Source organism: Kitasatospora sp. NPDC058965, from assembly GCF_042741245.1.
In the GTDB taxonomy this organism is placed as follows: Bacteria; Actinomycetota; Actinomycetes; order Streptomycetales; family Streptomycetaceae; genus Kitasatospora.
Window position 1 is genome coordinate 1 of the sequence record NZ_JBHYKG010000091.1, and the last position, 21501, is coordinate 21501.

General features: G+C 74.2%; 19 protein-coding genes and 2 tRNA genes. 14 read left to right on the forward strand and 7 right to left on the reverse strand.

Annotated features, from left to right (window positions below):
* Positions 1-1000: dihydrolipoamide acetyltransferase family protein (locus ACFW1A_RS17385; RefSeq protein ID WP_380409921.1), on the forward strand; the 1000-nt coding region annotated here is incomplete at its 5' end.
* 97 nt (positions 1001-1097) lie between these two features.
* Here the strand turns inward: ACFW1A_RS17385 and ACFW1A_RS17390 are convergent.
* Positions 1098-1985: a hypothetical protein gene (locus ACFW1A_RS17390; RefSeq protein WP_380409923.1), complete on the reverse strand. Its 888-nt coding sequence runs from the start codon at positions 1983-1985 to the stop codon at positions 1098-1100.
* 269 nt (positions 1986-2254) lie between these two features.
* Here ACFW1A_RS17390 and ACFW1A_RS17395 point away from each other — a divergent pair, with 269 nt between their 5' ends.
* Both ACFW1A_RS17395 and ACFW1A_RS17400 read left to right on the forward strand, forming a co-directional pair.
* Positions 2255-3490, forward strand: coding sequence for a M64 family metallopeptidase (locus tag ACFW1A_RS17395; protein WP_380409926.1), 1236 nt, complete (start codon positions 2255-2257; stop codon positions 3488-3490).
* Positions 3491-3564: 74 nt separating this feature from the next.
* Positions 3565-4920 carry a nitrate/nitrite transporter gene (locus ACFW1A_RS17400; RefSeq protein WP_380409928.1) on the forward strand — a complete coding sequence of 452 codons (1356 nt, stop codon included), beginning with the start codon at positions 3565-3567 and terminating at the stop codon, positions 4918-4920.
* A gap of 40 nt (positions 4921-4960) precedes the next feature.
* On the opposite strand, the gene ACFW1A_RS17405 is transcribed toward ACFW1A_RS17400, so the two are convergent.
* Positions 4961-5797: a maleylpyruvate isomerase family mycothiol-dependent enzyme gene (locus tag ACFW1A_RS17405; protein ID WP_380409930.1), complete on the reverse strand. Its 837-nt coding sequence runs from the start codon at positions 5795-5797 to the stop codon at positions 4961-4963.
* A gap of 171 nt (positions 5798-5968) precedes the next feature.
* Here ACFW1A_RS17405 and ACFW1A_RS17410 point away from each other — a divergent pair, with 171 nt between their 5' ends.
* The 3 genes from ACFW1A_RS17410 (at position 5969) to ACFW1A_RS17420 (ending at position 8425) form a co-directional block, all read left to right on the forward strand.
* Positions 5969-6766: a carbon-nitrogen family hydrolase gene (locus tag ACFW1A_RS17410; protein ID WP_380409932.1), complete on the forward strand. Its 798-nt coding sequence runs from the start codon at positions 5969-5971 to the stop codon at positions 6764-6766.
* 75 nt (positions 6767-6841) lie between these two features.
* Positions 6842-7705, forward strand: a complete 864-nt coding sequence (locus ACFW1A_RS17415) for a GntR family transcriptional regulator (RefSeq protein ID WP_380409934.1) — start codon at positions 6842-6844, stop codon at positions 7703-7705.
* Positions 7706-7777: 72 nt separating this feature from the next.
* Positions 7778-8425 (forward strand): hypothetical protein, encoded by a 648-nt coding sequence (locus tag ACFW1A_RS17420; RefSeq protein WP_380409936.1) that lies wholly within the window; start codon positions 7778-7780, stop codon positions 8423-8425.
* A 75-nt stretch (positions 8426-8500) separates the two neighbouring features.
* On the opposite strand, the gene ACFW1A_RS17425 is transcribed toward ACFW1A_RS17420, so the two are convergent.
* Positions 8501-9295, reverse strand: a complete 795-nt coding sequence (locus tag ACFW1A_RS17425; RefSeq protein WP_380409938.1) for an SLATT domain-containing protein — start codon at positions 9293-9295, stop codon at positions 8501-8503.
* A 367-nt stretch (positions 9296-9662) separates the two neighbouring features.
* On the opposite strand from ACFW1A_RS17425, the gene purD reads away from it, so the two are divergent.
* From purD to ACFW1A_RS17445, 4 genes are all read left to right on the forward strand, one after another.
* A complete protein-coding gene (purD, locus tag ACFW1A_RS17430) occupies positions 9663-10916 on the forward strand; it encodes a phosphoribosylamine--glycine ligase (protein WP_380409940.1) in 1254 nt (417 codons plus the stop codon).
* 458 nt (positions 10917-11374) lie between these two features.
* Entirely contained in the window at positions 11375-12892 is a 1518-nt protein-coding gene (locus ACFW1A_RS17435; RefSeq protein ID WP_380409942.1) for a hypothetical protein, read from the forward strand.
* Positions 12893-13061: 169 nt separating this feature from the next.
* A complete protein-coding gene (locus ACFW1A_RS17440; RefSeq protein ID WP_380409944.1) occupies positions 13062-14600 on the forward strand; it encodes a N,N-dimethylformamidase beta subunit family domain-containing protein in 1539 nt (512 codons plus the stop codon).
* Positions 14601-14656: 56 nt separating this feature from the next.
* Complete coding sequence (locus ACFW1A_RS17445) at positions 14657-15556, forward strand: phosphoribosylaminoimidazolesuccinocarboxamide synthase (protein ID WP_380409946.1); 900 nt, start codon at positions 14657-14659, stop codon at positions 15554-15556.
* Positions 15557-15664: 108 nt separating this feature from the next.
* On the opposite strand, the gene ACFW1A_RS17450 is transcribed toward ACFW1A_RS17445, so the two are convergent.
* The 3 genes from ACFW1A_RS17450 to ACFW1A_RS17460 all read right to left on the reverse strand — a co-directional run bounded on the left by ACFW1A_RS17450 (position 15665) and on the right by ACFW1A_RS17460 (position 16326).
* Positions 15665-15740 (reverse strand) — tRNA-Gly (locus ACFW1A_RS17450).
* Positions 15741-15785: 45 nt separating this feature from the next.
* Positions 15786-15858: transfer RNA gene (locus tag ACFW1A_RS17455), tRNA-Gly, on the reverse strand.
* A gap of 150 nt (positions 15859-16008) precedes the next feature.
* On the reverse strand, positions 16009-16326 hold the full coding sequence (locus ACFW1A_RS17460; RefSeq protein ID WP_035847257.1) for an Lsr2 family protein: 318 nt from the start codon (positions 16324-16326) through the stop codon (positions 16009-16011).
* A gap of 485 nt (positions 16327-16811) precedes the next feature.
* Here ACFW1A_RS17460 and purS point away from each other — a divergent pair, with 485 nt between their 5' ends.
* From purS to ACFW1A_RS17480, 4 genes are all read left to right on the forward strand, one after another.
* Positions 16812-17069 carry a phosphoribosylformylglycinamidine synthase subunit PurS gene (gene purS, locus ACFW1A_RS17465; protein ID WP_380409949.1) on the forward strand — a complete coding sequence of 86 codons (258 nt, stop codon included), beginning with the start codon at positions 16812-16814 and terminating at the stop codon, positions 17067-17069.
* Positions 17066-17746: a phosphoribosylformylglycinamidine synthase subunit PurQ gene (gene purQ, locus ACFW1A_RS17470; RefSeq protein ID WP_380409951.1), complete on the forward strand. Its 681-nt coding sequence runs from the start codon at positions 17066-17068 to the stop codon at positions 17744-17746. Before purS ends, purQ begins: the two co-directional genes overlap by 4 nt.
* Positions 17746-20001: a phosphoribosylformylglycinamidine synthase subunit PurL gene (gene purL, locus ACFW1A_RS17475; RefSeq protein WP_380409953.1), complete on the forward strand. Its 2256-nt coding sequence runs from the start codon at positions 17746-17748 to the stop codon at positions 19999-20001. The genes purQ and purL overlap by 1 nt, the downstream gene beginning before the upstream one ends.
* A gap of 72 nt (positions 20002-20073) precedes the next feature.
* A complete protein-coding gene (locus tag ACFW1A_RS17480; protein WP_380409955.1) occupies positions 20074-20913 on the forward strand; it encodes a sterol carrier family protein in 840 nt (279 codons plus the stop codon).
* Positions 20914-21045: 132 nt separating this feature from the next.
* Here the strand turns inward: ACFW1A_RS17480 and ACFW1A_RS17485 are convergent, their stop codons facing one another.
* Positions 21046-21465, reverse strand: coding sequence for a DUF3151 domain-containing protein (locus ACFW1A_RS17485; protein ID WP_380409957.1), 420 nt, complete (start codon positions 21463-21465; stop codon positions 21046-21048).
* Between the last annotated feature and the right edge of the window lie 36 nt (positions 21466-21501).

The window sequence follows — 21501 nt, forward strand, 5'->3', positions numbered from 1 at the left end:
CGCGGCGGCCGTTGCGGCCCCGGTCGTCCCGGCGCCGGTCGCGCCCGCGCCGGTCGTCCCGGCGCCGGCCGCGCCGGTGGCCGGTGAGCGCCCGCTGGCCAAGCCGCCGGTGCGCAAGCTGGCCAAGGACCTGGGCGTGGACCTGCGCCTGGTGGTGCCGACCGGTCCGGACGGGATCATCACCCGCGAGGACGTGCACGCCGCCGCCGCGCCGGCGCCCGCCGTCCCGGCCCCGGCCCCGGTCGCACCGGTGGTCGAGGCGCAGCCCGTGGCCCCGGCCCCGGTGCTGGGCACCGGCCTGGACGTGCGGATCCCGGTCAAGGGCGTCCGCAAGGCCACCGCGCAGGCGATGGTCGCCTCCGCCTTCACCGCGCCGCACGTCACCGAGTTCGTCCAGGTCGACGTGACCCGGACGATGAAGCTGGTGCGCGCGCTCAAGGAGAACGGCGAGCTGGGCGCCGGCGTGCGGGTCTCCCCGCTGCTGCTGGTCGCCAAGGCGCTGCTCACCGCGGTGAAGCGGTACCCGGAGATCAACGCCGCCTGGGACGAGGCCAACCAGGAGATCGTGGTCAAGGGCCAGGTCAACCTGGGCATCGCGGCCGCCACCCCGCGCGGGCTGATCGTGCCGAACATCAAGAACGCCGGTGCGATGACCCTGCCGGGTCTCGCGGTGGCGCTCGGCGACCTGATCGACACCGCCCGCCAGGGCAAGACCTCCCCGGCCGACATGGCCGGCGGCTCGATCACCATCACCAACGTCGGCGTCTTCGGCGTCGACACCGGCACCCCGATCCTCAACCCCGGCGAGGCCGCCATCCTGGCCTTCGGCGCGGTGCGGGAGCTGCCCTGGGTGCACAAGGGCCGCGTGGTGCCCCGTCAGGTCACCACGCTGGCGCTCTCCTTCGACCACCGCTTGGTCGACGGCGAGCTCGGCTCCAAGGTGCTGGCCGACACGGCCGCCGTCCTGGAGCACCCGAAGCGCCTGATCACCTGGGGCTGACGACCAGTCGTCAGAACCGTTCGAGGGCCCCGTCTCCGGTGTGGAGGCGGGGCCCTCGGGCGTTCCCGGTCGCGGCGGGTCAGGCGGGTCAGGCGGGTCAGGCGCGGCGGGCGCGGCGGCGGGAGGCGAACACCGCGCCGAGGCCGGCGGCGGTCCCGAAGGCGACCAGCGCGCTGCCGGCGGCGACCAGGGTCCACGAGCTGTCGCCGCCGCCGGTGCTGGCGAGCTCGGCGGGGCCGGCGGCGGGCACAGCGGTTCCGGTGGGCGCGGGGGCGCCGGGGGCCGAGGTGGCGGCGGCCGGGGCGACCGCGGCGGCGGACGGCTCGGCGGACGGCTTGATGGACGGCTTGGCGGACGGCGTGGCGGCGGGCGCCGGGTGCCGGACCGGGAGGACCGTCAGGTTGCTGTTGCCGAGGTCGGTGGCGTGGTCGGCCCAGGCCACGGTGCCCACGCTGAGCTCGGTCAGCTTCGGGTCGCTGCCCGGGGCGAGCCGGAAGCGGAACATGGTCCGGAACGCGTGTCCCGCGTCCAGGTGCGTCTTCAGCGTGGTCGAGTCGAAGGAGACGAACGCCGCGCAGCCCGGGAACCGGGAGAGCTCGTGCCACTGCCCGCCGCGCATCACCTCGAGCTGGAGGTCCTGCGCCCGCAGGTGGTGGCCCGGCAGGTCCCCGAAGGTGAGGGTCGGGTACGCGTTCTCGTAGGCGTGGTCGGTGGTGTTGCCCGTCTCCACGTTGAACACCGTCCAGCTGCCGTCCGCGGTGACGCTCCCGGGCACCTCGAACGGGGTGGCCAACGGGTTCACCCCGGGCGTGTTCGCCGGCGTGGTCCGCGACGGGTCCAGCTCGGGTGCGCCGCACGCCCAGGCCGGGGTGCCGCCGCCCAGCACCGGCAGCGCGGTGCCCAGCACGAGGGCCGCCGCAGCGGTGGCCAGACCCCGGCGGGTGGTGATCTTCTTCGCGAAACCGGAGAAAGCGGACGGACGCATGGCGCACTCCTCGAAGGACCTGGTGCTGACGGTGTGTGGGCGAGGACTCCGGCGGCTCCCCCCGGCCTCGCCGGTTCCGCTCTCCGTGCCCTCACCCCTGTAGACGTCCATCCCCCGGGGAGGTTGCAGGTGATCGGGAGGAAGTTTTTCGTCCGCCGATCAGGTGAGATGTTCAGCAGAAAGTCGGTTCATCGGTACGGCCGGGGTACGTCTTGGCGACCCCCCACCCGAGCGCCCGCCGGGTGACCGGAGCACCGAGGACCGTCCGTATGACGCCTGGCAACCCTGGCCGTCTCGTCCGGAGTCTGGCCGCGCTCGTGCTGTTGGCCGCGGCCGTGCTGCCCGCCGCCGTGGAACTGGTCGGTCCGGCCCCGTTCGGGGCCTTCGGTCCGCCCACCGACCGGGCACTGCCGCCGCAGGGCGGGGCGGGCCGCCGAGCGGTGGCGCTGCACGGCGCCGAGCCGGCCCCGACCGTGGACATACGCCGCACCGGCGACCCGGCCAACCGGATCACCCTGGTGCTGCTCGGCGACGGCTACACCGCCGGCCAGCAGGACCTGTTCCACCAGCAGGCGGACCAGGCCTGGCGGGCCCTGATGGAGATCGAGCCGTTCCGCACCTACCAGGACTTCTTCAACATACGCAGGGTGGACGTGGTCTCCCCGACCGCCGGGATCGCCGAGTCGGACACCCGCGGCCACCGCCCCGGCACCCCGCTGGGGATGCACTTCTGGTGCGAGGGCACCGCTCGGCTGCTCTGCGCCGACGAGTCCGCCACCGCCCGCCTGGCCGGCCCGGGACAGGGCCCGCAGTACCTGATCGCGCTGGCCAACTCCACCGAGTACGGCGGGGCCGGCGGCACCGGGGTGACCACCCTGGCCGGCGGCAGCCCCGAGGCCGGCCGGATCATCCAGCACGAGATCGGCCACACCGTGGGCGACCTGGGCGACGAGTACGACAGCGCCCCCGACGACACCGACTACCCCAACCTGTCCGCCCAGAACGCCGACGTGATGCGCCACGACCACCTGAAGTGGTGGCGCTGGCTGGGCGCCCAGTCGCCGGACGGCGGCGGCCTGGTCGGCACCTACCGCAGCGCCAACGGCGTGTACCGCCCGACCGAGGACTCGGTGATGCGGACCCTCGGCGGCAGCTACAACCTGCCGTCCCGGGAGGCGATCATCGAGCAGCTCTACCGCCGGGTCACCCCGGTGGACGGCACCGAGCCGGTGGCCGGCCCGGTGGTCGGCCGCCCCCGCCTGGTGGTGCGCCCGCTGCAGCTGGAGGGCGGCCGGCACCTGCAGGTCCAGTGGCAGGTGGACGGCAAGGAGGTGCAGCCGCAGTCCCCGGACCGGACCTGGTACGACCCGGCGGGGCTGCCGCTGTCGCCGGGCCAGAAGGTGACGGTGAGCGCGACCGTGCGGGACACCACCGACTGGGTGCGGGACGAAGCGTTCCGGGAGCAGCGGATGGTGCGCACGGTGAGCTGGGTGCTCACCGGCTGACGTGGCCGGTTCCCGACGGGCGGTCCGTACCCGATGGAAGTATCCAATGATGGGATGACTAATCTGGTGCCACTATGACCGTGGACCCCGCCAGCGTCACCCGCTCCCCGTCCGTTCCTGGTCCCCGACTCGCCCGCGACGCCGCCGCCCCGGCCGGGCCCGCCCCGACGACCGATCCGGCCCCGCCCCCGGGCGGCCGGGCCGCCTGGTGCGCCTGGGGCATCGCCGTCACCGTCTACGTGCTCGCGGTGACCCACCGCACCAGCCTGGGCGTCGCCGGTCTGGACGCCGCCCACCGCTTCGGCGTGGGCGCGTCCGCGCTCTCCACCTTCTCCATCCTGCAGGTGCTGGTCTACGCCGCGATGCAGGTGCCGGTCGGCCTGCTGGTGGACCGGTTCGGGCCGCGCCGGGTGCTGCTGGCCGCCGTGGTGCTGCTCAGCGCGGGGCAGCTGGCCTTCGCCTTCAGCACCTCCTTCGGTCCCGCGCTGGCGTCCCGGGCGGTGCTCGGCTGCGGCGACGCGATGACCTTCATCAGCGTGCTGCGGATCGCCGCCCGCTGGTTCCCGCCGGCCCGCAACCCGCTGGTCGCCCAGCTCAGCGGCCTGGCCGGGATGGGCGGCAACCTGGTCACCACCGTGGTGCTGGCCCAGGCGCTGCACAGCGAGGGGTGGACCGCCACCTTCGCCGCCACCGCGCTGCTCGGCGTCGGCGTCCTGGTGCCGGTCGCGCTGCTGCTGCGGGAGGCCCCGGGCCCGGCCGCCGCCCCGGTGGCCCGCCCGGCGGACCGGCCGCCGGTGCGCACCCAGATCCGCGAGTCCTGGCGGGAGCCGGGCACCCGGCTGGGCCTGTGGGTGCACTTCACCACCCAGTTCCCCGGCAACGCGTTCGCGCTGCTGTGGGGGCTGCCCTACCTGGTCGAGGGCCAGGGGATGAGCCGGGCCCAGGCGGGCGGGCTGCTCACCCTGCTGGTGTTCAGCAACATGTTCTTCGGCCTGCTCTTCGGCCGGCTGCTGTCCCGGGGGCCGGGGGCCCGGATGCCGATCGTGCTGACCGTGATCGCGGCGACCGGGCTGAGCTGGGCGGTGGCCCTGGCCTGGCCCGGCGGGCGGCCGCCGCTGTGGCTGCTGGTGCTGGTCCTGGTGGTGATGGGCAGCAACGGGTCGGCCTCGCTGGTCGGCCTGGACTACGCCCGCTCGCACAACCCGGCGCACCGGCTGGGCACCGCCTCCGGGATCGCCAACATGGGCGGCTTCCTCGCCACCATGGTGACCCTGTTCGGCATCGGGGTGCTGCTGGACGCGGTGACCACCGGCAGCGGGGGCAGCTACTCGGCCGGCGACTACCGGCTGGCGTTCTGCTGGATGTTCGTCCCGCTGGCGGTGGGCACCGCGATGATCCTGCGGCTGCGGACCGAGGTGGCGCGCCGCTGACGCCCGGTCGGCCGGTGTCGGGGCCCGGGCCCCGACACCGTCAGGGCATCAGGTTGAAGTGGGCCAGCACCCGCTCGGCCAGCTCCGTGTCGCCGTCCACCTTGAGCGCTCCGGCCGACAGCTGCTCGGCCCGGGCGCGGCCGGTGGCCAGCCGCAGGTAGCTCTCCCAGTCCAGGGTGAACTGCACGTCCGGGCCCAGGCTGATCGAGCTGTCGAGCCCGCCGCGCCCGTCCGGGTCCACCCGCACGGTGCGCAGGAACTCCACCGGTCCGGTGACGTCCACCACCACGGTGGCGCCGGCCGGGGCGCCGGCCAGCTTGGCCACCACCTTGGGCAGGCCCTGCAGCAGCAGGTCCCGGGTGATCAGGGCGGCGGGGGAGTCGAGGTTGCCGGGCAGCGCCAGCGCCCGGCGCAGGTCCTGCTCGTGCACCCAGACGTCCAGCACCCGCATCTGCAGCAGCCGGTGGTACGGGAGGTCGTAGCCGAACGGGCCGGCCGGGAAGCGGACCAGCTCGTCCGGCTCGGTCGGCGCGTTGCGCAGCGAGCGGGACCGCCGGATGATCACGTACTCCAGCTCGGAGGTCATCTCCGGTGCGGTGTGGCAGCGGCGCTTGTCCACCGGGAGCTCCAGGTAGCGGGAGAGCTCGTCCTTGATGTGGAACAGGTCGCTCGGCAGCGAGTGGATCGGCCGCGGGTCGCCGAGCAGTTCGGACTCGACCGCGATCACGTGCGAGACCACGTCCCGCACCGACCAGCCCGGGCACTCGGTGGGCCGGTTCCAGGAGTCGGTGGGCAGCGGGGCGAGCAGCTCCGATATGGACTCGATGGAGTGCGTCCAGGCGTCAATGTAGGTCTGCACGACCTGAGTGTCGGTCACAGCGTCCTTATTCTCCGGCCATCCGTCGGCTGAACACCCGCGCGGGCGGAGCCGGGGCCGGGTATCCCGGGTTCCGGGCGCACGCGCTAAGCGCACGTTACGCTGCCCGGAGAGAGCAGGGCAGCGCTTTCGGGTGACGATCGTAGGTCTCTTGTCGTGGACGGTGGTAGTGTGCGCGCCTCATTGATCCAACTCGCCGTGTCCGATGCCGAGCCGGCGGCCGAGCGGCGGGCCCGCGCGGCCGCGCTGGTACGGGCCCAGCAGGGCGCCGACCTGGTGGTCCTGCCCGAGCTGTGGGCGCTGGGCGGCTTCGCCTACGAGAGCTGGTCCGCCGGGGCCGAGCCGCTCGACGGGCCGACGGCTGACGCGATGTCAGCGGCCGCGCGGGCGGCCGGGGTCTGGCTGCACGCCGGGTCGATCGTGGAGCGCGACCCGGACGGTCCGGTCTACAACACGTCCCTGCTCTTCGCGCCCTCCGGCGACCTGGTGCACACCTACCGCAAGATCCACCGGTTCGGCTTCGACAGCGGCGAGGCGGTGGCGATGGGCGCCGGCCAGGAGATCGTCACCGCCGCCACCGACGTCGGCGTGCTGGGCCTGGCCACCTGCTACGACCTGCGCTTCCCCGAGCTGTTCCGGGCGCTGCTGGACGCCGGGGCCGAGCTGCTGGTGGTGCCGGCCGCCTGGCCGGAGCGGCGCCGCGAGCACTGGTCGCTGCTGGCCCGGGCCCGGGCGGTCGAGGAGCAGGCCTACGTGCTGGCCTGCAACACCGCCGGCACCCACGGCGGGGTCGAGCAGGCCGGGCACAGCGTGGTGGTGGACCCGTGGGGCCGGGTGCTGGCCGAGGCGGGGATGGACGAGCAGGTGCTGACCGTCGACCTCGACCCGGCCGAGGTGGCCCGGGCGCGGACCGAGTTCCCGGTGCACCGGGACCGCCTGCTGGGCATCCCGGCGCCGGTGCAGCGGTGAGAATGTGGACATTCTGTGGGTGGTCCTTGAGAGGATGACCCTCCGGTGCGGTCCGAGCGAGTCCGGAAGGAGGTCGTGCCAGTGGTCACCAGTGGTGCGGGACGCCTCCCGATCCAGCGCAACAGCCTGCGCGAGCAGATCGCGGGCGCGCTGCGGGAGGAGCTGATGGCGGGCCGCCTCGCGGCCGGCCGGAACTTCACCGTCAAGGAGATCGCCGAGCTGTACGGGGTCTCGGCGACCCCGGCCCGGGAGGCGCTGGTCGACCTGGCGGCCCAGGGGCTGCTGCGGGCCGAGCACCACCGCGGCTTCACGGTGCCGGAGCTGACCTGGGCCGATTTCGTGGAGATCTTCGAGGCCCGGACCATGCTCACCGACGCCGCCTTCCGCCGGCTCGGCCGCCGGGTGAGCGACCACGACTGGTCCCGGCTCGGTTCGCTGCGCCGGCGGGCCGAGGCGGCCGCCCGCGCGGCCCGGGCCGGCCAGCTGGACGTGATGGTCGGCTGCGACCGGCGGTTCTGGCACGAGGTGGCCGGTTTCCTGGAGAACCGGCGGATCGCCGACTACCTGGACTGGCTCCGGGTGCAGTCCTGGATGTTCGCCGCCCCGTACCTGCGGGCCCGCACCGACCTGGCCGGGGTCTGCTGGGACCGGCACCTCGACCTGGTCGAGCTGATCTGCGCGAAGGACCTGGCCGGCGCCCGCCGGATGGTCAACGCGTACAACCTGTTCACCGTGGAGCTGCTGGCGGAGCTGACCGGGGAGTCGACGGAGTCCCTCGCGGTGCTGCCGCTGCTCACCGAGGACCCGGCGGAGCCGCCGGCGGACCCGTCGCCGACGGCCGGTCCGCCGGCACCGGCGGACGGGCCCGAGGAGGACGCGGGCCGGGTGCCGCTGCCCCGATCCCTGCGGCCCGCTCCGCATCGCACGCTCGGCCGGTAGGGTGGTCCGGACGCCGACCGCCGCTGGTCGGCGGCCCTGCCGTGCCCCCGTCCCGGAGAGGAAGAGCGGCCCGTGGCCTGCGACCTCTGGCTCGTTCCGCTCGTGGACGTACTGAGCCACAGCCCCGAGAACCCGTTCCGCGAGGACCTCGCGGTCTACAACGCGGCGCTCCTGGCGCGCGGCCTGCCGCAGGTGCCGGTGTACCAGTTCGCCCCGGGGATCACCGGCGAGGTCGAGCCGATCGCCGCCTTCGACTACGACTCGCTGCACTTCCTGCGCCGGGCCTACCTGCTGCAGCTGACCGGCTTCCAGCTGACCCCGGTGGACGCGCTGGGCGGCGACTACGAGCAGCTGCTGGAGATGTTCGAGTCCACCGCCGAGCACTCGCACCTGGTCTGGCACTTCGACCACGCCGGGGCGTACGTGCCGATCGAGTTCGACGTCCCGCTGGTGGACCAGGCGCTGCTCTCCTCGGGCGGGCCGCTCGGCTCCTCCTACGGCCTGCTGCGCGAGCTGCAGCTGATCGCGCCGGCGATCGGGATCGACCCGATGAACCCGCCGCAGCCGACCCGGCCGCTCACCCCGACCGGCCTGGAGCAGCCGTTCGGGCCGCCGCTGGACGACGTGCACCCGTACGCCCGGGAGCGGCACGCCTGGGCCGGGCTGTACGCGGCCGCCACCCGGAGCCTGACCCAGGGGTCGATGGTCGTCTTCGCCTGAGCCGGGCGGACGGGCAGCGGGCAGGCGCACGGACGGCCAGGCAGGCGGGCGACGCGCGGCCGACCCGCCCGGCCACTAGCGCAGCGGACCCTCCGGCGGCCGCTGCCGCGGCATGGTGGGCCTGGTCCCCGGCGGCGGCAGCACCCGGACCTGGGCCGGCGTCCCGGTCTCCGCCCGGCCGCCCCAGCTGCCGGGCGCCTGGCTGGGCAGCTGGGTCATCCGGGCCCGGAACTCCAGCATCCACTCCGAGGTCTCGCTGCGGACCAGCTCGGAGACGTCCTCGCAGAACCGGCGCAGCACGCCCAGGCAGCGCTCCGCCGCCTCGCCCGCGGTGCCCTCGGTGGGGCCGAGCACCTCGCGCACGCACTCCGAGGCCCAGTCGAACTGGAAGGCCTCCAGCCGCCGCTGCAGCGCCTGGCCGGTCGACACGTCGCGCATCCACCCGCTGCTCAGCCCGAACGCCCGGTCCACCGCCAGGCAGCCCGCCGCCAGCGCCAGCGACACGTACCCCCAGGCGCTCGCGTGCGCCCAGCGCTCGGTCAGCTGGACCAGCGGCAGGGTCACCCCGGCCACCCCGAAGCCGACCGCGCCGAGCCGCAGCAGCCGCGCCCAGCGGCGCTTGCGCAGCCGGTCCCGGCGGTACCACTCGATCGCCTCGACCGCCCGCTCCTCGGACCAGCGGTACAGCTCCTCCAGGCGCTCGGCCGGCTCCCCCCAGTCCCCGAGGGGGAACTGGCGGGCACTCAGATCGGCGCGGCGGCGGGTGGCGGCCCGGTCCCGGCCGGTGCCTCCCGGGGCGGCAGGCTGGTCCTCCTCGCCGACCTCCTTGCCCCAGGGACTCTCCTCGGGCTGCATTTCGGGCTGGCTCACCTGTGGGGTCTCCCTTGACGGGCCTGACTGCTGCGACACGCAGGACATGGGGCACTGGCTACACGGGGCACTGCCTACTGGGGCACTGCTGGGTATCCAACAGCACTTCTTACCGCCAAATGGCTGACCATGTGGGACCTTCGCCATTGATCGTTACCCGAAAAAGCGTCAGGAACCCGTGGTGAGCGGGTTGCGGAAGTCGGCGCGATTTCACTCTTCCGAGGGAGTGCGCAGCTCGCCCCGAACCTGACCGGATCAACCGCTTGGCCGAACCGACGGTCGAATCCGCTGCTCCGGCGCTCCGGGTCGTCGCTTCGCACGGACCGGTGGACCGGCCAGAACCGGCCACCGGCTACCCTTGCCAAGCGTGAAGGTCCTCGTCATCGGCGGCGGCGCCCGCGAACACGCCCTGTGCCGCTCCTTGTCCCAAGATCCCGCCGTCTCCGAGCTGCACTGCGCCCCGGGCAATGCCGGGATCGCGCAGGTGGCGACGGTCCACCCGGTCGACCAGCTGGACGGCACCGCGGTGACCGCGCTGGCCCGGCAGCTGGCCGCCGACCTGGTCGTGGTCGGCCCCGAGGCGCCGCTGGTGGCCGGTGTGGCCGACCCGCTGCGCGCGGCCGGCATCCCGGTCTTCGGCCCGTCCGGGGAGGCCGCCCAGCTGGAGGGCTCCAAGGCCTTCGCCAAGGACGTGATGGCCGGGGCCGGTGTGCCCACCGCCCGCTCCTACGTCTGCACCACCGCCGAGGAGGCCGCCGAGGCGCTGGACGCCTTCGGCGCCCCGTACGTGGTCAAGGACGACGGCCTGGCGGCCGGCAAGGGCGTGGTGGTCACCGCCGACCGCACCGCCGCGCTGGCCCACGCCGCCTCCTGCGACCGCGTGGTGATCGAGGAGTACCTGGACGGCCCCGAGGTCTCGCTCTTCGCCATCACCGACGGCACCACGGTGCTGCCGCTGCAGCCCGCGCAGGACTTCAAGCGCGCGCTGGACGGCGACGCCGGCCCCAACACCGGCGGCATGGGCGCCTACTCGCCGCTGCCCTGGGCCCCCGAGGGCCTGGTCGCCGAGGTGCTGGAGACCGTCCTGCAGCCGACCGTGGACGAGCTGCGCCGCCGCGGCACCCCGTTCTCCGGCCTGCTCTACGCGGGTCTGGCGCTCACCTCGCGCGGCACCCGGGTGATCGAGTTCAACGCCCGGTTCGGCGACCCGGAGACCCAGGTGGTGCTCGCCCGGCTGCGCACCCCGCTGGCGGGCGTGCTGCTGGCCGCCGCCAACGGCACGCTGGCCGACCTGGAGCCGCTGCGCTGGGACGAGGGCGCCGCGGTCACCGTGGTGGTCGCGGCCGAGGGCTACCCGGCCGCGCCGCGCTCCGGCGACGTGATCGAGGGCCTGGAGAAGGCGGAGGCCGCGGACGGCACGGTCTGGGTGCTGCACGCGGGCACCAGGCTGGACGAGCAGGACCGGGTGCTCAGCGCCGGCGGCCGGGTCCTCTCGGTCACCGCGACCGGCGGCACGCTGGCCGAGGCCCGCGACCGCGCCTACGCGGGCGTGGCCGAGATCGCCCTGGAGGGCTCGCAGCACCGCACCGACATCGCGCTCAAGGCCGCCCAGCAGGGCTGAGGCCGACCGGCGCCGAGCGAAGGGCGCTGTTCCCCCGGGACGATCCGGGGGAACAGCGCCCTTCCCCGTTCGCGCCAATCCGGACCGGACGCCTCGCCGCCGTGGACCGACCTTGCGAACGGCCGGGCGATTCCAGCCCTTCGAGTGAATGCGAGGGCATCCGGCTGACGTCGGCGGTCCGACCGCCGTAGGGTGCGCTGAATCGCGGCCCCGCCACCGGCGGAGCCGCGGTCGCCGCCGGGTGCGCGGGCCCGGCCGGGGGGAAGCTGCATGGTGTCACCGGGACGAGTGGAATCCGGCCGCGGCCGGAACACCCGTCAGCCCGGGTACGTCCAACGAGTACGGGACCCCGGCCACGCCGGCACCGCAGCGGGGGAGACCGTCGGCACCGACCCCGCGACACCTGGCAGCAGCACTGGCAGCACACCGCTCCGACTCCCAAGGGGGTGCAGCACCGGATGGCCGCTCTCGACGCCGCACGTGCACGGGCTCGCGCCGTGCTGCGCATCCGAAGCCTGGCCCGGGCAGCCGCCGTGCTGCCGGCCGCCGTCGCGGCGGTGCTGCTGGCCGGCCGGCTGACCGGCCGGATCGGCGCCCCCGGCGCGGCCGACGCGGCCGGCTGGGACGCGGTCCGCTGGGCCGTCGGCGCGGTCGCGCTGCTGGTGGCCGCAGTGGCGCTGGCGGCGATCGTGCGGCACGCCCGGGCGGTGCCGCCGTGCACCCCGGCGGTCGAGGTGCCGCCGGACCGGGCGCCCGAGCTGCACCGGCTGATCCACGAGCTGGCCGACCGGCTCGGGGTGCCCGCCCCGGCCGCCATCGCGCTCACCCCGGACTGCGACAGCTGGTTGGAGGAGCCGCCCGGCGCCGCGCCGCGCGGCGCGCTGCGCCCGGCCGCCGCCGTCCCGCCCACCCTGGTGATCGGCTCGCCGTTCCTCTGGTGGATGCGGGCCGGCGAGCTGCGCGCGCTGCTCGCCCCGGTGGTGGCCGGCACCGCGGCCGCCGCCGATCCGGAGATCGCCGCCGCCCGCCGCTTCGTGCGCGGGCTGGACGCGGCGCTCGGGCAGGGCCGCCGCGGTCCGCTCGCCGGGTTGCTGGACCGGATCACCCGCACCCTGCTGCGCGCCTGCCGGGAGCACGTCGCGGAGCTGGAGCGGGCCGCCGCGGCCGCCGCCTCCGAGCAGGCCAAGGCGGTCGACTACGGCCTGCGGGTGGCCGCCCAGGCCCAGGTCGGGCTGGCCTACGCGGGCTGGGACCGGCTGCTCACCCGGGTCGCGCTGCCGGCCTGGCGGCTGGGCCGCTGCCCGGCCCACCTGAACGCCGGCGTGGTGGCCGCGCTGACCGAGCTGTCCCGGCGGGACCGGCTGGCCGAGGGGTACGAGAGCCGGCTCGGCGACCGCCCGGCCTGTGACCTGCTGGAGGAGCCCGGCGAGACGGACGAGGCGGTCTCGCTGCTGGCCGCCCGGCTGTTCCACGGCCCGGTGCCCGAGGACCGGGCCGACCTGCTCTGGGAGGACTACCCGGAGCAGGTGGTGGACCGCGGCTGGCGGCTGCAGGCGCTGGCCCTGAAGGAGGCGCTGGACCGGGTGGCCCCGCCGGCCGGTCCGGACCGGCCGGAGCCCGCGCTGGCCCGGCTGCTCGCCCTGGTGGAGGCGGGCGGCGCGGCCGAGCTGGCCCGGGCGCTGGGCGGCGGCGAGCCGTCCGGGGCGCCGGGGTCGCCCCCGGCGGAGGCGGGCGGTGGCCGGGAGCTGCTGGCCGACTGCGTCACCGCGCTGGTCTGCTGCGCCGCGGTGGACACCGCCGGCGGGCGGCCCGGCCTGGACTGGCTGGACGGGCCGGTGCTGCTGCTCGGCGGGGTGCGCCGCGGTGACCTGGCCGACCCGGTGGCGGACGCGGTGGAGCTGGGCCGGGCCGGTCCGCTGCGCGGCTGGTTGGAGGCGGCGGGCGTGCGGCTGGAGAAGCCGGTCCGGTTGGGCTAGCCGGGTGAGCGCCCGCGGGGGCTGACGAGCCGTCACCGGCCGTCGCACGCGGCCCGGTCGGCACCAATTCGGCGCCACGGGGTGACGCACCGTCGGCCCGGTGTGGTCTGCTGGACCACTCGCATATTTCCGGGGCACATGCCGGAGCGCGCAGCACGGGGAGGGCGGCATGGACAGGGAGTCGTCGGGTCGCAGGTGGGAGTCGGGCACGCTGGCGCACGGCGTCTCGGACCCGTTCGGCCAGGGCCCGCTGCCCTGGCTGCGCAGCCCCGACCACTACTTCGAGGGTACCGAGGACCCGATCCCCTGGTACGTCAGCGCGGACGCGCCCGGCCAGCTCCCGCTGCCCACCGCGCCGCCGCCGCTGGTCGGCACCCCGCGCAACTCCGACGACGTGGTGCAGCAGATCAAGGGCTTCGCCTCGGCGGGCACGGTGTACCCGGGCGGCGCGGTCGACCTGCGGGTCACCGTCAACCCGCCGCGCGACTTCCGGGTCGACGTCTACCGGATCGGCCACTACGCGGGCGCCGGCGCCCGGCACATGACGGCCAGTCCACTGATCCCCGGGCTGCGCCAGCCGGCCCCGCTGGTGGCCGGACGGACCGTCAGCTGCCACCACTGGTGGCACTCCTGGCGGCTGCAGGTCCCGGCGCACTGGGCGCCGGGCGCCTACGTGGCGGTGCTCACCACGGCCGACCAGCGGCACCGCAGCCACGTTCCGTTCACCGTGCGCGACCCGCGCACCGACGGGCCGGCCCCCGAACTGCTGCTGGTGCTGCCGGACGTGACCTGGCAGGCCTACAACCTCTTCCCGGAGGACGGGCACACCGGCGCCAGCCTCTACCACTGCTGGGACGGGCAGGGCGCACTGCTGGGGGAGTCGCAGGCCGCGGTCACCGTCTCGTTCGACCGCCCGCACGCCGGGGCCGGGCTGCCGCTGCACGTCGGCCACGCCTACGACTTCGTGCGCTGGGCGGAGCGGTACGGCTACCCGCTGGCCTACGCCACCGCGACCGACCTGCACGCCGGGCTGGTCGAGCCGTCCCGGCACCGGGCGCTGGTCTTCCCCGGGCACGACGAGTACTGGTCCGAGCCGATGCGCCGGGCCGTGGAGCGGGCCCGGGACGGCGGCACCTCGCTGCTCTTCCTCTCCGCCAACTCCGTGTACTGGCGGGTCGAGCTCGGCCCGGGCGCCGCCGGCGAGCCGGGGCGGCTGCTGCACTGCCGCAAGCGCCAGCGGGTGCCGGCCGGCTCCCCGGCGGCCGGCCTGGCGAACACCGCGGGGGCGCTGTGGCGGGACGCGGGCGAGCCGGAGCAGCACCTGCTCGGCGTGCAGTACGCGGGCCGGGTGGCCCAGCCGGTCCCGCTGGTGGCCGGCAACACCTGGCACTGGCTCTGGGCCGGCACCGGGCTGGGCGACGGCGACCCGGTGCCGGGCCTGGTCGCGGGCGAGGCGGACCGGTACTTCCCCAAGGTGGCGCTGCCGCCGCACACCGAGCGGATCCTGCTGGCCCACTCCCCGTACCGGGACGAGCAGGGCCGCCCGCGGCACCAGGAGACCTCGCTCTACCGGGCCCCCAGCGGTGCCTACGTGTTCGCCTCCGGCACCTTCGCCTGGTCGCCCGCGCTGGACCGCCCGGGCCACACCGACGAGCGGATCCAGCGGGCCACCGCCAACCTGCTGGACCGGGTCTGCAAGGACGGCTAGCGGGCCTCGTGAAAGGATCGGTGGCGCCCAGCGACCCCCACTTGCGAGGAACGACCTTGAGCGGATTTGTCACCAAGCCCGAACCGGTCCAGGTGCCCGGCCTGGAACACCTGCACACCGGCAAGGTGCGCGACCTCTACCGCGACCGGGCGGGCCGGCTGGTCATGGTGGCCAGTGACCGGACCTCGGCGTTCGACTGGGTGCTGCCCAGCGACATCCCGGACAAGGGGCGGATCCTCACCCAGCTCTCGCTCTGGTGGTTCGAGCGGATCGCCGACCTAGTGCCCAACCACGTGATCTCCACCGAGGTCCCGGCCGGCGCCCCGGCCGACTGGGCGGGCCGGACCATGGTCTGCGAGCCGCTGGAGATGTTCCCGGTGGAGTGCGTCGCGCGCGGCTACCTGACCGGCTCGGGCCTCAAGGAGTACGACGTCTCCCGCACGGTCAACGGCATCGCGCTGCCGGAGGGCCTGGTGGACGGCTCCGAGCTGCCCGCCGCGATCTACACCCCGGCGCTCAAGGCCGAGGTGGGCGAGCACGACGAGAACGTCCCCTACGAGGAGACGGCCCGTCGGATCGGCGCCGACTGGGCGGCCACGCTGCGCCAGACCACGCTCGCGGTCTACACCCGGGCCCGGGACGTGGCCAAGGAGCAGGGCCTGATCCTGGCCGACACCAAGTTCGAGTTCGGCCTGTCCGGCGGCGAACTGGTGATCGGCGACGAGGTGCTGACCCCGGACTCCTCGCGCTACTGGCCGGCCGACCTGTGGCAGCCCGGCAAGGCCCAGCCCTCCTTCGACAAGCAGTTCATCCGGGACTGGCTGGCCTCGCCGGAGTCCGGCTGGGACCCGGCGGGCGAACTGCCGCCGCCGGCCCTGCCGCAGGACATCCTGGAGCGCAGCCGGGCCAAGTACGTGGAGGCCTACGAGCGGCTCACCGGCACGACCTGGGCCTGAGCAGCACCGGGGACCGGCCGGGCGTCGCTCCCGGCCGGCCCCCGGGGCCGGTCCGCGAAACCGGCCGGAAACGCGGAATGGGCCCCCCGAAGGAGACCCATTCCACTCTGGAGCGGACGACGAGATTCGAACTCGCGACCCTCACCTTGGCAAGGTGATGCTCTACCAACTGAGCCACGTCCGCACGATCTTCACTTGTTCTGCATGTCACCGTGACGGTGATACTGCGAGCGGACGACGAGATTCGAACTCGCGACCCTCACCTTGGCAAGGTGATGCTCTACCAACTGAGCCACGTCCGCACGGTGTCGGGTGACACCGGTCGCTGCTCCCGGCGGCTTGTGGGCCCCGGTTGCGGCGACGAGAATTACTCTACCCCATCGCCGGGGCTGCTCACGCACCCCTTCCGCCGCCACCGGGTCGACGGCGACGGAAGGGACGGGCGGCGACGGTCAGTTCGCCTCGGAGAACGCTTCGTAGACGTGCTTGGGGATGCGACCGCGGGCCGGCAGCTCCATGCCGCGCGACTGCGCCCAGGCGCGCACGGCGGCCGGGTCCGGCGCGAGTGCGGTGCGGCGGAAGGACTTTCCGGTGCGGCTCTGGCGGCGGCCGGCGGCGACGAAGGGGGCGAGCGCCTCGCGGAGCTTTTCCGCGTTGTCCAGGGACAGGTCGATCTCGTACGACTTCCCGTCGACGCCGAAGTGGACGGTTTCGGCGGCCGCCCCGCCGTCCAGGTCGTCGGAGAGCGTGACGACTACACGCTGAGCCATGGGTGTCAATCCTCTCGGCAATTCGGCTGACCGGGCGCGGTGTGCCACGGCAGCCCTGTGCTCCGGCGGTGCCAGAACGCACGGCAGCAGCTGTGGGGCCCACCGGCGCTCCGCTGCGCACACGGTTCCCAGCACCGTCGGTGGCCCTATTCTGCACCGGTCGATCCGAGAAATCGATGGGCGCTGCTTTCTTTTCTGGAAATTCACCTCGCTTCGCCGTCGCACCGTTACTTCGGGAGCGATTGCCGCCGGTATCCGTGGTCGATCTGTCCCGGAGTGCCGGTATTCGCCGGGGTCCCGGGGAGCGGCCCCCGGGGTCTATAAACGGGGAGGAATCGGACCCCGGGGAAGGCTGGAACCCAAGGGGCGTAAGGGGCGTTGGTCTACGCGCGTCGCGCAACGGACGTCACATCCCACGCAGCCGAACGGCCTCGTGGTCCCGGTAGTCTGAAGGTCCCCCGCCTTCACGCACCACACCTTTGGGAGTGCCAGTGGCACGCGTCGTAGTCGACGTCATGCTCAAGCCGGAGATCCTCGACCCCCAGGGACAGGCGGTGCAGCGCGCACTGCCCCGTCTCGGATTCACCGGGATCGCCGATGTCCGTCAGGGCAAGCGTTTCGAGCTGGAAGTGGAGGGCCCGGTCGACGAGGCCGCGCTCGCCCGCATCCGCGAAGCCGCCGAGACGTTTCTCGCCAACACCGTGATCGAGGACTTCACCGTTCGGGTGGAGGACGGCCAGTGACCACCCGCGTCGGCGTCGTCACATTTCCCGGCTCGCTGGACGACCGCGACGCCCAGCGCGCGGTGCGCCTGGCCGGTGCCGAGCCGGTGGCGCTCTGGCACCGCGACAAGGATCTCCACCAGGTCGACGCGGTGATCCTGCCGGGCGGTTTCAGCTACGGCGACTATCTGCGGGCCGGCGCGATCTCGCGCTTCTCGCCGGTGATGGCGACCATCATCGAGCAGGCCAAGCTCGGAATGCCGGTCCTCGGTATCTGCAACGGCTTCCAGGTGCTCACCGAGTCCCACCTGCTGCCGGGCGCGATGCTGCGCAACAACCACCTGCACTTCATCTGCCGGGACCAGAAGTTGCGGGTCGAGAATGCGACCACCGCCTGGACCTCGGATTACCGGGCGGGCCAGGAGATTTCCGTCCCGCTGAAGAACATGGACGGCCGCTACACCGCCGACCCGCGCACGATCGCGGAGCTGGAGGCGGAGGGCCGGGTCGTTTTCCGTTACCTGGACGTCAACCCCAACGGCTCGATCAACGATATTGCCGGGATCAGCAACGCGGCCGGCAACGTGGTCGGCCTCATGCCGCACCCCGAGCACGCCGTCGAGCCGCTGGTCGGCACCGGCAAGACCGACGGCCTGCCGTTCTTCACCTCCGTCCTGAAGCAGCTGGTGAGTTCCTGATGAGCCTGGACACCGTAAAGAACGCCGAGCAGACCCCCGACTCCGCGCAGCCCTGGGCCGAACTCGGCCTCAAGCAGGACGAGTACGCGCGGATCCGGGAGATCCTCGGCCGCCGCCCCACCGGCGCCGAGCTGGCGATGTACTCGGTGATGTGGTCGGAGCACTGCTCGTACAAGAGCTCCAAGGTGCACCTGAAGCAGTTCGGCGAGAAGGCGCCCCAGTCGGACGCGATGCTGGTCGGCATCGGCGAGAACGCCGGCGTGGTGGACGTGGGCCAGGGCTACGCGGTCACCTTCAAGGTGGAGTCGCACAACCACCCCTCCTACATCGAGCCCTACCAGGGCGCGGCCACCGGCATCGGCGGCATCGTGCGCGACATCCTGGCGATGGGCGCCCGCCCGGTCGCCGTGATGGACCCGCTGCGCTTCGGTGCGGCCGACCACCCGGACACCCGCCGGGTGCTGCCCGGGATCGTGGCCGGCATCGGCGGCTACGGCAACTGCCTGGGCCTGCCCAACATCGGCGGCGAGGTCGTCTTCGACTCCTGCTACCAGGGCAACCCGCTGGTCAACGCGCTCTGCGTGGGCGTGATGAAGCACGAGGACATCCACCTCGCGCAGGCCAGCGGCGCCGGCAACAAGGTCATCCTGTACGGCGCCCGGACCGGTGGCGACGGCATCGGCGGCGTCTCGGTGCTCGCCTCGGAGACCTTCGACGCGACCGGCCCGGCCAAGCGCCCGGCGGTCCAGGTCGGCGACCCGTTCCAGGAGAAGCTGCTGATCGAGTGCACCCTCGAGGTGTTCCGCGAGAAGCTCGTCCTCGGCATCCAGGACCTGGGCGGCGCCGGCCTCTCCTGCGCCACCTCGGAGCTGGCCTCGGCCGGGTCCGGCGGCATGCGGATCGACCTGGACCTGGTGCCGCTGCGCGACGCCACGCTCTCGCCGGAGGAGATCCTCATGAGCGAGTCGCAGGAGCGGATGTGCGCGATCGTCGAGCCCGGCAAGGTCGACCGCTTCCTGGAGATCTGCGAGAAGTGGGACGTCATCGCCACCGTCATCGGTGAGGTGACCGACGGCGAGCGGCTGGAGATCTTCTGGCACGGCGAGCAGGTGGTGGACGTGCCGCCGCGCACCGTGGCGCACGACGGCCCGGTGTACCAGCGCCCGTACGCCCGCCCGTCCTGGCAGGACGCGCTGCAGGCCGACGCGCCGACCGCCGAGCGGCTGGCCCGCCCGGCCACCGGCGAGGAGCTGAAGCAGGCGCTGCTCGACGTCGCCGGCTCGCCGAACCAGGCCTCCAAGGCGTGGATCACCGACCAGTACGACCGGTTCGTGATCGGCAACACCGTGCTGGCCACCCCCGAGGACTCCGGCATGGTCCGGATCGACGAGGAGACCAACCTCGGCGTCTCGATCGCCACCGACGGCAACGGCCGCTACGCCAAGCTGGACCCGTACACCGGTGCCCAGCTGGCGCTGGCCGAGGCCTACCGCAACGTGGCGGCCGGCGGCGCCAAGCCGCTCGCGGTCTCCGACTGCCTCAACTTCGGCTCCCCCGAGGACCCGGACGTGATGTGGCAGTTCGCCGAGGCCACCCGCGGCCTGGCCGACGCCTGCCAGGTGCTGGGCACCCCGGTGACCGGCGGCAACGTCTCGCTCTACAACCAGACCGGTGAGGTGGCCATCCACCCGACCCCGGTGGTCGCGGTGCTGGGCGTGATCGACGACGTCAACCGGCGCACCCCGATCGGCTTCGCCGAGGAGGGCCACCACCTCTACCTGCTCGGCGACACCGCCGACGAGCTGGGCGGTTCCGCCTGGTCGCAGGTGGCGCACGGCCACCTCGGCGGCCTGCCGCCCAAGGTGGACCTGGAGCGCGAGCGGCTGCTCGCCGAGATCCTGATCGCCGCCTCGCGCGACGGCATGATCGACGCGGCGCACGACCTCTCGGACGGCGGCCTGTCCCAGGCGCTGGTGGAGAGCTGCCTGCGCGGCGGCCGCGGCGCCCGGGTGATCGTCCCGGCCGAGCTCGACCCGTTCGTCTTCCTCTTCTCGGAGTCGGCCGGTCGGGCGGTGGTGGCGGTGCCGCGCAGCGAGGAGCTGCGGTTCACCGACATGTGCGGGGCGCGCGGCCTGCCCGCCACCCGGATCGGTGTGGTGGACGGTGACGCGCTGGAGGTCCAGGGCCAGTTCACCGTCTCGCTGGCGGAGCTGACCGAGGCGCACACCGGCGTCATCGAGGCGCTGCTCGGCTGACGGTCCGTCACGCTGCGGCCCGCCCCCTGAGACGGGGGCGGGCCGCAGTGCGTTCCCGGGTAGGTTGGCGCCATGGAGAAGACGGTGTCCCGCAAGGCGCGTTCCTACGATCCGGTGAAGGTGCGGGCCGCGCTGGCGGCCGAGACCGGGGCGCTGCGGGCCCTGGTGCACCGGATCTGCGCGGACCCGGCGGCCGAGGCGGTGCTGGCCGGGCCGACCCGGCTGGGGGAGTGGACGGTCCGGGAGCTGGTGGCGCACCTGGCACTGCAGCTGGCCTGGGTGCCGGCGCACCTGGACGAGCCGGTGGCGGGCGGGCCCGCGCTGGACCTGGTCGGCTGGGTGGACGGGGTCGGCGCGCTCTCCGAGTTGCTGGACGCCGGGACCCGGGCGCACAGCGCGCAGGCCTTCGCCGGGCCGCCGGAGGCGGTCGCGGCGGCCTTCGACGAGGCCGCCGACGCCCTGCTCGCCCTGCTGGACGGACCCGAGGTCCGCGACGAGCAGCGCCGGTTCGGGATCCGGCTGGGCGTCCTGACGCTGGCCGACATGCTGGTCACCCGGCTGGTGGAGGCCGTGGTGCACGCCGACGACCTGGCGGCGGCGCTGGGGCTGGACGAGTTCCCGCACGACCGGTTCGCGCTGGCCTCGGTCAGTCGGCTGCTGGCCGACTCCTTCGCCGCGCAGGTGCCGGGCGGGGCGGTGGAGCTGCGGGTGCCGCCGTTCGCGGTGGTGCAGGCGGTGCCCGGGCCGCGGCACACCCGGGGCACCCCGCCGAACGTGGTGGAGACCGCGCCGCTGGACTGGATCAGGCTGGCCACCGGCCGGCTCGGCTGGGCCGAGCTGGTCGGCGGGCCCCGGCTGACGGCCAGTGGGGAGCGCAGCGACCTGAGCCCGTACCTGCCGGTGCTGCATTGACGGGGCCGACCGGCCCCGCGCGGCCGGCGCACCGGGGCTGACGGCCGGTCGGGCCGGCCCCGCGGGCGCCGACGCGCGGCGGCCGCCCCCGGAACGGATCCGGGGACGGCCGCGGCGACGGTCGAACGGGTGCTACTGCTTCAGCTCGGCGTACGCCTCGGGGCTGCTGTCCTTGAGGAACTGCCAGCAGCGGTCGGCCTCCTCGGTCTCCTTGATCGACTCGGCGGCCCGGGCCAGGCCGGCCAGGCAGCGCAGGAAGCCGCGGTTGGCGCGGTGCTCCCACGGGACCGGACCGTGCCCCTTCCACCCGGCCCGGCGCAGCGCGTCCAGACCGCGGTGGTAGCCGGTGCGGGCGTACGCGTAGGACTCGACCACGCGGCCCTCGGCGAAGGCGTCGTCGGCGAGCATCGCCCAGGCGAGCGAGAACCACGGGTAGTCCGCCGCGAGCTGGGTCGGCGACGCGGACTCCTCGGCCAGCCGGCGGTACGGCTCGGCCTCCTCGGACAGCAGCGTCGGGCCCGGCCCCGCGAGCAAGTTCTTGTGGTCAGTCATGCTCCCCAGTCTGCCAGCAGGGCCGTGGCGGTCGGG